This is a genomic window from Hydrogenophilus thiooxidans, assembly GCF_019049855.1.
In the GTDB taxonomy this organism is placed as follows: Bacteria; Pseudomonadota; Gammaproteobacteria; order Burkholderiales; family Rhodocyclaceae; genus Hydrogenophilus; species Hydrogenophilus thiooxidans.
This window is the reverse complement of record NZ_JAHLSY010000034.1, coordinates 1-11,190: the sequence shown is the minus strand read 5'-3', so window position 1 is coordinate 11,190 and position 11,190 is coordinate 1. Positions and strand designations below refer to the sequence as shown.

9 protein-coding genes are annotated in these 11,190 nt (G+C 57.2%); 1 reads left to right on the top strand and 8 read right to left on the bottom strand.

From position 1 onward, the window contains the following. Window positions 1-325: hypothetical protein (locus KUL93_RS10590; RefSeq protein ID WP_217127016.1), on the top strand; the 325-nt coding region annotated here is incomplete at its 5' end. Between the two features lie 140 nt (window positions 326-465). Here KUL93_RS10590 and KUL93_RS10585 read toward each other — a convergent pair. From KUL93_RS10585 to KUL93_RS10550, 8 genes are all read right to left on the bottom strand, one after another. Next, window positions 466-936 (bottom strand): hypothetical protein, encoded by a 471-nt coding sequence (locus KUL93_RS10585; protein WP_217127015.1) that lies wholly within the window; start codon window positions 934-936, stop codon window positions 466-468. After that, the gene (locus KUL93_RS10580) at window positions 933-1,751 is read right to left on the bottom strand and encodes a PulJ/GspJ family protein (RefSeq protein WP_217127014.1); all 819 of its coding nucleotides are present in this window, start codon (window positions 1,749-1,751) and stop codon (window positions 933-935) included. The genes KUL93_RS10585 and KUL93_RS10580 overlap by 4 nt, the downstream gene beginning before the upstream one ends. Further along, a complete protein-coding gene (locus KUL93_RS10575; RefSeq protein WP_217127013.1) occupies window positions 1,751-2,233 on the bottom strand; it encodes a type IV pilus modification PilV family protein in 483 nt (160 codons plus the stop codon). Before KUL93_RS10575 ends, KUL93_RS10580 begins: the two co-directional genes overlap by 1 nt. Next, a complete protein-coding gene (locus KUL93_RS10570) occupies window positions 2,223-2,684 on the bottom strand; it encodes a prepilin-type N-terminal cleavage/methylation domain-containing protein (RefSeq protein ID WP_217127012.1) in 462 nt (153 codons plus the stop codon). Before KUL93_RS10570 ends, KUL93_RS10575 begins: the two co-directional genes overlap by 11 nt. Continuing rightward, window positions 2,684-7,804, bottom strand: coding sequence for a LamG domain-containing protein (locus tag KUL93_RS10565; RefSeq protein WP_217127011.1), 5,121 nt, complete (start codon window positions 7,802-7,804; stop codon window positions 2,684-2,686). Before KUL93_RS10565 ends, KUL93_RS10570 begins: the two co-directional genes overlap by 1 nt. Beyond that, window positions 7,801-8,907: a tetratricopeptide repeat protein gene (locus KUL93_RS10560; protein ID WP_217127010.1), complete on the bottom strand. Its 1,107-nt coding sequence runs from the start codon at window positions 8,905-8,907 to the stop codon at window positions 7,801-7,803. The genes KUL93_RS10565 and KUL93_RS10560 overlap by 4 nt, the downstream gene beginning before the upstream one ends. 7 nt (window positions 8,908-8,914) lie before the next feature. Continuing rightward, window positions 8,915-10,864 carry a pilus (MSHA type) biogenesis protein MshL gene (gene mshL, locus KUL93_RS10555; RefSeq protein WP_217127009.1) on the bottom strand — a complete coding sequence of 650 codons (1,950 nt, stop codon included), beginning with the start codon at window positions 10,862-10,864 and terminating at the stop codon, window positions 8,915-8,917. Window positions 10,865-10,985: 121 nt separating this feature from the next. Then, the coding region (locus KUL93_RS10550; RefSeq protein ID WP_217127008.1) for a PD-(D/E)XK nuclease domain-containing protein at window positions 10,986-11,190 on the bottom strand (205 nt) is incomplete at its 5' end.

Genomic DNA, 11,190 nt, shown 5'->3' with positions numbered 1-11,190 from the left:
CAATACGCTCCTTCTCAAAAGCCAGTACAACCACATCAACCACCTCGATCAAAAACTCGATGAGGTGACCGCAAGCGTCGTCGCGCTCGAGGGGAAGTTTCAGGCGCTGGAGCACCGCGTGGAGTCACGCATTGCGGCGCTGGAAGGTAAGTTCCAGGAGCTGGAAGGGAAGTTCCAGACCTTCAAGGCCGAGATGATCGCCGTGTTTGAAAAGGCGCAAGTCAAGATGCAAGAAACCATCATCACCACCATGAAGTGGTACATCGGTGGCGCAGGAATTGTGCTCGTGGTGCTCAAAGCGCTCGATAGCTTCGTCCAGGGCTAAACACGCCGCAGGGCAAGAATTCGCTTTAGGGTTTCGTGAGAAAGGCAAATACGGCTAACGACAGTCCTCTCCCCCGCGCGGTGTGCGCGAAGGGTCGTACCCGATACCGCGAAGGTTCGTGCCCAACTCAGCCAATCCCGCTAATTCATCTGCAGCGTCCCACTCCATTCGCGGACCCGCTCGACGTAAAAGGGGCCGGTTGCGGCGTCGTTGTTTGGGCATGCCCCTGCAGCGGGCTGATTGCAGGCGGTGCTGGTCAATTGGTAGAGGCGAACCTGGCGCGGTGTGCCGGGGGTGATTTCGCCTTCGGTAAAAAGCGACGACGCACAGCGCACGGTCACGGTGAAGCCGTTTTCCAGGGTGAGGCTGGTCTGCGAATTGAAACATGCCTGCCAATCGCCACGAACAATGCGCCCGATTCCGTAGCTGATCCCAGCTCCTGCCGCTTGCCATGCTTCGGCCATCTCGAGGTCAAGCGTTGCAGTGGATTGCTGGGTGGCAGAAAGCCGGGCAACGGCGGCCACCAGCGCCGCGATCACCACCAGCACCACAAGCGCCGTGGTAAAACCGATCCCCATCTGGCGGCTGGACAAAGTAGGCAAAGCGCTCATGGGGCGTTACTCACGTGAACGCCGTAGCCAAGCGTCACCGTTTCGCCACGGCGCGTTAGGGTCAATTCCAGCCAAAGGTAGTCAAACGCTTGGGTGGCGGAAGCAGGCTGGTAGTCGAAGCGGCAAGCAGCAACATCGGTGGCTACCACAACGCTTCCCGAGGTGGTCGAGCACTGACCGCTACCGGTCGTGAAATAGGCGACGGTTCGGTAGAGGGTGTTGCCCACGCAGTGGTAAAAGAGGGACTGCTGGTTGTTGGGAACCACCTGAAAGCGCCCACCGCTATAGCCGCTGGGAAACTGCTTAGGCGCAGTCAAGGCGATGCGGTAGCGGGCAATCGCGCTACTGGGCAAAGTGATTTGGCTAATCTGGGCGCGTGAAGCGCCGCTCGCAAGAAGCGTGGCATCGGTGTTCCCAACCACTACCCAGTCGTGGATCTTGAGACCTGGGGGTAGTGGGGTAAGCGCATCGAACGAACTGTCACCATTGGGATTGTCAAGCTCCAAGGGGTCGCTCATTGAATTGCCCGGGTCTGGCGCGATACGGTAGCGTCCCCCCCCTACGGTGGGGGAAAACTGCACGCAGCTTAAGCTATGGGCGACAATCGAATTGGGCACTGCGTGGCGAAGGTCATCGGCGATGCGCCTTAGCGCAGTATCGGCCATATCGGTGAGAGCGGCGCGGGATCGCACGTCGAAAAAGCTCTCCAGCGCGGGGCGAAAAACCACTGCGACGATTGCCGCAACCACCCCGAGTATCACCATCGCGGCAACCATTTCGATGAGGGTAAACCCCTTGGCAGCGGGCGCGCGCATCAGCTCCCCCCTTTCCAGCCGCTCACACTCAGGCTTTCCCCCCCGTGGGTTACCGTGACGGTCACCTTGACAGCCGCGAGTGAAAACCCACCCACGCTCAAAGTGGTTGGTGTGAGCGTAACGCGCAGTTGATATTTGTCAAGGCCGGAGACCGCACTGCCGTCGAGGTTGCAAATGCCGCTCGTTGCGTAGTTTTGGTAGTGAGCAACTGTTGCAAACCCCGCGCGACTGGCGGCTGAAGAACAGGGCAAAAGCGAAGGGGAAGGGTTTACCGGAGGGTATGTGGCGCTATAGGGCTGGAGCAACACTTCTTCGAGCATCCCTTCGGCAATCGCAAGCATCTGCTTACGCACCAGGGGGTCGCTGCTTCCCCGTACCGCGGTCTGGAGCGCCAGCAGCAGCCCTCCCACCGCAATGGACAAGATGACCACCGCCACCACCGTCTCAACCAGGGTCACCCCCTGCTCTTGCCTACTCCACATAGCCGGTCGCTCCGTAGATGGTGATAGGGGGCTGACCACTGATCCCCACGGTTAGGGTAAGCGGATTGCCTGAGGGGTCGCGCACCGTCCCGTCTGAGCGAAAACGAAAGGGTGAAGGGGGCGAAACGTAAGTGACCCCTGGCGGCGCGATCAGGATGTTGCTGTCGCTACCGGGCAGGGGAAACGGTTGGGTGCACGTGTAGCCGCGGTCGTGGTTGATGGTAAGGGTCAGTTGGGTAGCAGAGAAGGCAACACAGACTTCGCGTCGGTGGCTACGCGCCCCTTTTTCGGCAAAGCGAAGCGCCGCCAACGTCTGCTCGCGCAGTTGCGCCGCACGAAAGGTGGTGAGATCAGCAAAGCGGGGTGCCACCACCACCGCAAGCACCGCCACTACCACGACCACTGCGACGAGTTCCGGGAAGGTGAACCCCTTCGCGGCGCATAGGGACATCAGAAGGACTCCCGCGTATCGATCTGTTGGGTCGTGTCGCTCTCGTAGATGCCGATTGTGGCGCGCGCGCTGGGCATCTGGTCGTAGTTAGCTGATTGGCCGTTTCGCCCCTTCAACCAATCGGGCATAGCGGTAACCCGAATCATCTGGGTACCCGGTACCCCCGTTATCGGCAGCTGCGCGCTCCCTGAGCTGAAGGTGCCAGTGAGCGAGCTTGGCCAGCTCCACCCTTGCTCTGTTGGGTTATTGAAGCGGATCGCATTCAAGTCTGTACATGAGTCGTCGCTGTTTACGACCCAACTTGTTCCGCTCCAATACTCAAGAGTGAGGGGCATCAAAAGGTCAGGGCCAGGATCCCGGTCGCGCCCATAGACCGAATCGAGGCGGAGTCTACCGTAGCGAAGCTTGTAAGGGTTCAGGGTAGCAACCGTATAGGCAGTGTCTATGGTGACCCCGTCGCTGTCTATCGGCTCTATGGTGAGGCTAACTGGACCCGATTGATCCACTGGCCCGTTGCTTGGGCGGGCGAACTTGAATGGGAGGTGGTTCACGGTGATCGAACCTTGACTGATGGTTGCGCTTGGAGGTGTTGCAGAGGATTGCAGCGCCACCCCACTGGGCAGCCCCGATGCGTTGAGCCGGTAGCTATCAAAATTGTTGGCATTGAACTTGGCGTAGGGGCCTTGGTAGTTGGTGAGGGCATTTGCCGCAGCGTCCCTTCCCTGCGCTTCGAATACGATGCCTTGGAGATCAACCCCATCTTCGCCGAAGTAGGTGAAGGCGGTAGCGCCGCTTCCACAGCGATGTTGGATTGTTCCCGGATTCTTCAGGACAAACTTCGCAGGATAGAAGCGCCCATAAACGGCAGGCGAGGTGCCTTCGACGGGCCCTGCACCCAGGTAGTCATTCACTTTCGCGGTGAAGCGGAAGACACCGACGTTATCGACCGCGACGTTGGTAAGCGTTGCCACGCCTGAATTGGCGGCAGCGGTTGGGGATGCATTGCCAACCAGAACCAGATTCGCAGAGTCGCCACTGTTATCGGTACCAGCCCACTGGGTGGCAAATGTCACAGTGCCGACGGAGAAGTTGGGAGCTGGTATGTTACCCGTGCAAAAATCGGCGTCGCTGGTCGACTCCCACCCCACCGCCTGCGCGGTAAGGGTAAATGTTTCACCGGCTTTTAGCGATTTAGCACATGACGCAGTGGGGTTATTCGTACAATCCCCAACACCAGATGCGCGGACACAAAAGCCCACAGGCTTGACAACGAAGGGGTTGGTTTCGCCAGTGAGCGACGCACCGTTATTTGCGGTGGTGGCCGCAGTAATTTTGATTGTTCCGGCGTCGCGGTAGGTAAGCGTGCCAAGCTGAGCAACACCATTCGTGTCAAAGGTTAGGGAGAGGGGCCCGGTAACCGTTGTGTTGTTGCGGTTGAGCGGGTTGGTGGTAGCGCAGGTGTTGGGATTGGAACAGGTGACGTTGAGAGTGACAGAGCGGGTGCCGGACACCGCCGCAGTGCACGCGCCGGTATTGGTGTCCTTACGCACCGCTTTCAAATAGTAGGTGGTGCCCGTACCCACTGCTGGATCGAGCCCGGCGGTTTGCGAGAAGGGTTTATTCGCAATCTGGTTGGGGATGGTCACCGCGTTCACACCCGCGGAGTCGGTGAAGATCAACCCGGTATCAGCAAAATTGATGGTGCAAGGGTAAGCGGTTGTGCCATTACACAATACCGCGGAAGTCCCACTGGGTGCTGGCGAGATTCCGGCGGCAGTGATTTGAGTTGCGCCTGGCGCAGTTTTGCTGAGCGAAAAGGTGGTTGAACCGGTAAAGGTCAAGGTGGTGGGACTGGGCGTCGCGCCGTTCGTTGCGGTAACGGTAAGGGTAACGGGAGTAGTTGCGAGCGCGCTACAGGCAGCGTTTGCACACGCCTTGACCGTCACCGAGTAGGGCTCACAGGTGAGCGGGGTACCGCTATACTCAAAGCGGATGTGGTTGAGCAGCGAACAGTTGGGCGCAGTGCGTGTGGTTCCATCCCAGTTTTTATTGGCTTTAAAGTTTTGATAAATCGCCTCATGGTCGGTTTCGCTTAGCGCATAGCCAAAGAGAAGAAATTCGCTCAACCCCCCTGGCACCGCATCATCGACCGCATGAACGCCAGAAATAAAGGTTGCTGGTGCCCCAATCGTCAGGGTCCAACTCCCTTGTCCATCAAAAATACCGGCACAGTACGGCTGACTCATGGAGTCATTCGGCGTCCAGTTTGAATTGGTCCATCTGGCTTCAGTCCAGGCACGATGGCTGGCTTTTAGTCTGTCATAGCCAGTGTTGGCCATTGAAAACGAAAGGGCACGATACTGCGGGTTATCTCCTGCCACACTCCGATTAAATAAAGGTTCATTAAAACAAATTTGATTGTCGGCATTGAAAACTTTAAAATTTGCTTGGGCCCATGTTGGTGCAAACTCTACTAAAATTCTGGCACCGGTATCTTTGACCAGCTCGAGGACCACACCTGGGTTCGGTTGGTAACCTCCGTTGACACGGGTGTTGACACCGGACCACTCAGTTGACATCACCACCGTAAAGCCGGAGTCGATTGCCGAAGCTGGAATTCCCGTTACAGTAGCGCGTTGCTTCTGCCCTTTAGTAAATTCGGCACGGCGATAGACTCGACCAGCGCTGCTATTTTGGGTGGTCAGACCGTTGAAAGGGGTAGCGTGACGGTTGTTGCCACTAAAATCGATCACCTCATTCGGCGTGTTGGTATAGGTGCATTCATCAAAGCGGTATTCGATTATCGGGGAGCAGAACGTAGGTTCGCGAGCGCTTCCATCCCAGTTCAAACCTGCGTTTTCGCGGGCATAGATCTGTGCGATCTCCGTTTGCGGGAGGGCCCGGAGAAAGATTTTGACCTCATCAATCCCCGCGTGTTTCTGATGCCATCGATTCCCAATGTAAAAGTAGCCGTCGTTGTAAAGTAGATCTTGAGACGCGGTATAGGTGTCCTTCAGTTGGCCGTTGATGTAGAGATCAATCGTACGCCCTGAAACCACCTGCGCCACATGTACCCATTGGTTGTTGACAAGAGAATCTCCACTTTGGTCAATACCTAAATTTGTTTGGCTTACCCCATCGTTCCGCGCGTGTAAGCGCAAACTGTTATCTTTATGTTGCCAGAGCGCCGGCTGTCGAGAATTGCTGGCATAGTCTTGATTATCCGGCGAGAGGTGCCACAACGAAAGCCATGTGTTGGGTACCGAGCCATTTGCTCGAACCCACCCCATCACGGTGATCTCTTGGGCCCCGTTGCGATGGATTAGGTTATCGGTAACAATGTATTGCGACACCGGTGCGTTCAAGTAGTTCACCGCTCTTCCGATCTTTCCGGAACCCTGTGGCACTGCACCATACCGCTTCGCGTGGTTGCCATAGCCGCTGCTGTCTGTCACCCGATCATTCGACAGCCAATCGCACTCATCAAAGCGGTATTCGGCAACTGGCCCCAGGTCGTCGTTTAAGATTTGGGGGCTAATCGTCGAGGTCGATACTGTGAGACCAACTCCATTCATTGTTGCCTGGATGTTTTGGAGCACAACCGTTTCATTGGGTTCAGGCAGTCTGTCACCGCATACCGTAATGGAAATAAAGCCGCTCGTCATCCCTGGAGAAAGGGTAACAGAGGTGATGGTGTTAAGGTAATCGACTCCCGTAGTGCAACTTCCTCCTCCCGTTGCGGTGCCGCTTCCAAAGGTCCAAGTAAGGGTGACAGGGCTTGTGGCCGCTTGGGAGAGTGTCACCGGTATAGCTAGGGTAGTGGTGCCGCTGTTGCCTTCGCTTACATTAGCGTTTCCGATCGAGACGGTGGGAAGACTTTCCCCTCGATACCAAACAACCATCCAGTGGCTATCGACGTAGACGGTAGTCCCACCCCCCAATTGTCTGGTGGTCGATGTCACGGAGACGAACGACTGAGGTGAGCTCGAAAACATTGCGGGCGTAAGCGAAGAGTACCCCCAAGTGGCCGTGGGCCCGCCAAAGGACTGCACCTCTTCGCGATTAGGCAAACTGCCCGCAATCAAACGGCTGGGTGAGGGGGTGTTATTGAGTAAGAGATAATTATAGCTCTGCGCCCATCTGGCATTCCCGTTTTCGTTGGCTCGGTAGGATTCGATATCGAGCTGCACGCCGGTTATCTGTGCATTACTCGGTAGAGCAAAATTTCTGTAGGTGCAAACCAAATATTGGGTATCTCCGGCATCATTGGTAGAAGCATCCAATTGAGCAGAGGCCCTATTGTTGTCACTAATTTTGGCATTCCCTGGATTATTCCACCCTGCGTTGTTGTTTCCCGTGGTTTTTGCGCCTTGGCTGCAAGAGGTTGCCTCCCTTCGAATGCCATAGTAAGTTGCTGATAAGAGCGCGTTATTAAATGATGATACACTATAAAAACTAACTTGGTTGGCACTTAGATTGGAGTCACCATAAATTTCTATGTCTTCAAAAACGTCAATTTGAGAAGCATTTATTCGCGAACTATTATATAATTTTAAATCACGCACCACGCTGATTTGGGTAGCGTAAAGACGGGAGGTACTATACGACACTAAGTTTCCCAAAACCTCTATTTTGGCACCATTAATTTGCGAATTATCAAACAAATTTAAATTATTTTTCACATGGATATTCGCATCAACAAGAGAATTACTATACAAATTTAGGTTGTTATAAACATCAATTTGATCCGCTTTGACCCCCGCATTGTTATACACATTAAAATTATATTTTCCAACGATTTTATTGATTTCAATTCGTGCGGCACCAGACAGATTGATATGGTTATTAACTTCCAGGGTCACGTTGCTCACACCGTTGGCTTTCTGAATCACACCATCCGATAGGTTGAGGAAGTTGCCCACCCAAATGGTAACGTTACTTTGCGTGACAGTGAGCGTGTCACCTTGATTCAGATTCAAATCACCACTGCAAGTCAGCACGCTACCGGACGCCGTACACGCCGGTGGCAATGGTCCACCGGGAAATTGGTAATTCGCCGTCCATGCAGAGAGGGGAAAAGCAACGAGGAGCAACAGAGAGAAGCGCAGCAGCAGCGTCATGGTTGTTCTCCCTGAAAACGGTGAGGAGAGGAAGCATCAGGTTGGGCAAGGCGAGCGTGGATTGCAGCGGCTGCTTCGGTTTTTCCCTGAAGGGTGAGTGCAGCGGCTAGGCCGAGCCACCAGCGTACGACGTGCGGTTCTTCACGCACCAGGTGGGTGTAGGCCTGCTCGGCAGTAGGGCCTTCCTGTTCAGCCAGCGCCACCACGCCTAGGAGCGGCCAAAGCGGGGTGGCAGTGGGGTAACGGGCAAGCGCTTCACTAAGAAGGGCTTTTGCTTCGGCGCTTTTGCCGTTGGCCAAGAGGAGCCGCGCATGGGTTTCGACCAAGAGCGGTTCGTACGGGTCTGTTGCGGCGGCACGCAGCGTTTCGAGCATCGCGTGCGCCTGCTGCGTCTCCCCTAAGGCGTTTCGAACGAGAATGAGCAGAAGCTGCGCAGGGCGATAATTAGGGTGCTCGGCTAGGAGGGTTTCGAGTTCTTTGCGCGCAAGGTTGAGCTCACCAGCCTGCCACGCCTGCCAGGCGCGCAGGTAACTGGGCGGTTGGGTGGGGGTGATTTGCAGGGTGGACAGGGGAAGTTGCGCCGATTGCGCCCCGGCGCGAGCAAGCGCGGGTTCGCGTTGTTGTGAAGGGAGCGCTTCGGCAACGGGCACCTGACGCGCTGGCGCAACGGAAGAATCTACCGGAGCGTAATCCGCTACGGGGTTCGTGTGGGGCTGGGTGGAGGGCTTGGGCGGCTCTTCTGGCAGCGCAGCGGGTTGCCGGGCGGGCTGCGCGATGGGTTGCGCCGGTACTTGTTGCTGGGAAGAGGAGGCAGAGGCGGTGGGTGGCGGGGCTGCTGGGGCGTCCGGTTCGGCGAAGGGGGCTGCGCGCACTTCCGGTTGCGGCACCGGTTGGGGATTACGAAGTGCGTGCCAGCCGGTTATCCCCGCAAGCGTTAGGCCGACCGCAAGCGCTCCCCATCCCAGGTAGCGTCCCCATGGGAGAGCGTTTGGGGCGGTGGGCGCTTTCCCTGGCACGGCGGCGCGCAGCGTCTGCACGGCGTTGCGGCTTGCCGCGCTTTGGGCGCGCTCTGCATGGTTCAATGCGTCCAGCAGGATGCTCACTTTTCCCCTACCAACGCCAGCGAAAACGATCCGGTCGTTCCTCTACCGGCAGCGCGCCGATGCGCTCCTCAGTTGCCGAAAGGTCATCGCGCCAGGTGCGCTCACCTTCTACAACCGTGGGGCGAATAAGGATCACCAATTCCGACTTCTTCGAAACATTATAGCGATGTTTGAAGAGTTCGCCCACCACCGGGATATCCCCCAAAACGGGTACCTGGGCGCGGCGGTTTTCGCCACGGTCTTGCATCAGGCCGCCAATCACGATGATTTGACCGTTTCTGGCGCGCACAACCGTATCGGTCTCCCGCACGCGGGCTTGCGCGGTGGGGATGAGTTGATTTTGGCCAAACGCTTGCACCGAGAGTTGCCGCTCGGTGACTTCAGTGACCATGGGACGGACGTGCATCACGATCTCGTTGCCGTCGATGCGCGGCGTGACGTCCAGCGCGATCCCTGAAAAGAACGGTGTGAGTTCCAGCTGCGGATACTGGTTGGTGGTGGTTGTGGTGGAGGTCATTTGGCTAGAAACACCAGTGACGAAGTATTCGTCCAGCCCCACTTTGATCACCGCTTTCTGGTTGTTGAGGGTGGCAATGCGGGGGCTGGAGAGCACTTGGACGTTGCCTTGGGTGCGCAGCAGTTCAAGAAAGAGGGAGAAGTCTTTGAGCGCAAGGGTGGCGGTGAAGACCCCACCAAAGGCCGAGGTGGCGGTGGTGTCGGAAAGGAGGTTGCCCTGGGCGTCACGTTGCCCTACTTGAGCAAAGTTCCAAGGGTTGAGGTTACCGCGGGCGCCGGCAATCTCTGAGCGGTTGTTGGTAAAGATCTGCCCTCCCCCGGTCTGCCCGATGAGGACACCATCTTGCCCCCCGTTCCACGAGGAGATTTTCGCCCAGTTGATGCCGCTTTGGAACTGGTCGTTGAGTTCCACTTCGATGATTTTCGCTTCCAGGATCACCTGCTGCTGGACGTTTTCCTGCGCGCGCTTGAGGTAGCGCTCCAGCGCGGCGATCTCGTTCGGGTAGGCCCGAATGAGGAGCAGCCCAGAGAAAGGAGAGACGACAATGCCGCGCCCCATGAGTTCGCCGGCCCCCGCCTGCAGCGCTCCTCCACCGCCAGAGGTTGCCGGGTTGGGCGCAGCGGCTGTCTGGCTTCTTGCCGCCGTCTGCTCGGTGCAACCGTAGCTGCGCGCCGCGGTGACATCTCTGCTGACCATTTCGGTAGGGGTAAGACCGATCATCAGGCAGAGGGAGAAGGCGAGCTCTTGCCAGTAGTCGGTTTCGGTGGTGGCCTCGACTCGGGTTCCACTAGGGGCGTCGAACCCCTCGCGCACGCCCCCACCACTGACACCGCTTCCAGTCCCACCGGTTGGTGCTCCTGTTTGGGGGACCGAGGTTGTCAACTGCCCCCCCGAACGCACCGTAGGCATCCGACCGCTGGAGATGGTAAGCGCGCTACGCCCAGCGCGCTGGACGTTGAGGTAAGCCAATGGATAGGTGCGGGTCTCAAGGCGCGGTGGGAAGACATAGTAGGCACTCCCCTGCTTTTCGATGGCGTAACCGTAGAGCTTTTGCAGCGCGTTGAAAACCTCTTCCAGCGTGGTCTGCTTGAGGGTGAGGTCGATGGTGCCCTGAAGCTCAGGGTGGATCACGATGTTTTGCCCGGTGCCCTGCGCAAGCCCCAGCAGAAATTCGCGCACCGGGGTTCCCGACACTGCGACATCAAAGCGCTCAGCCGCTGGAGCCGGAGCCAGGGTGCTCATTCCTTGCGCGGGTTGGGCAAGAAGCTGGAGAATTTCCGGCGAAACCGATGCCGAACCGCCCCCTTTGACCGGTTCTCCGATCCCGGATTCGGGTTGCAGCGCCTGGCGAATTGCCGCAGCTTGTTGCGCGGGGTCGTTAGCAATCGTGGCGCACCCAGTCAATATAACCGCAAATAAAGGCGCAAGGAAACGAAACATGGTCGAGTTTTCCGCTCAGAGTTAGCGATCAGAAAATCTTGAGTTTATCCTGTTGCTCTGCTCATGGCCAAACATCATGCCCAAACAAATAGCCGCGCCGTGCGCATAGGTCGCCACATCCTTATTGCGTCTCGCTTTCCACCGCCACGACGGTGCGCTGGCGTTTGCTGAACTCAATCCCCACCAAGTGCACCGGCACCCCTTGGCCGCGGTACTTTTCGGCGTAACCTTTGGCGCGAAGTTGCGCAAGCGCTGCTCCTTCGGGTTTGTCCGCAACCACTTTGAATTCGAACAGATAGATCCGCTCCGGGAGCTTCACCGTAAGA

Coding starts and splice junctions, on each gene's coding strand:
- KUL93_RS10585 (WP_217127015.1), bottom strand. CDS start 936: ATGAGCGCTTTGCCTACTTTGTCCAGCCGCCAGATGGGGATCGGTTTT.
- KUL93_RS10580 (WP_217127014.1), bottom strand. CDS start 1,751: ATGCGCGCGCCCGCTGCCAAGGGGTTTACCCTCATCGAAATGGTTGCC.
- KUL93_RS10575 (WP_217127013.1), bottom strand. CDS start 2,233: ATGTGGAGTAGGCAAGAGCAGGGGGTGACCCTGGTTGAGACGGTGGTG.
- mshL (WP_217127009.1), bottom strand. CDS start 10,864: ATGTTTCGTTTCCTTGCGCCTTTATTTGCGGTTATATTGACTGGGTGC.
- KUL93_RS10570 (WP_217127012.1), bottom strand. CDS start 2,684: ATGTCCCTATGCGCCGCGAAGGGGTTCACCTTCCCGGAACTCGTCGCA.
- KUL93_RS10565 (WP_217127011.1), bottom strand. CDS start 7,804: ATGACGCTGCTGCTGCGCTTCTCTCTGTTGCTCCTCGTTGCTTTTCCC.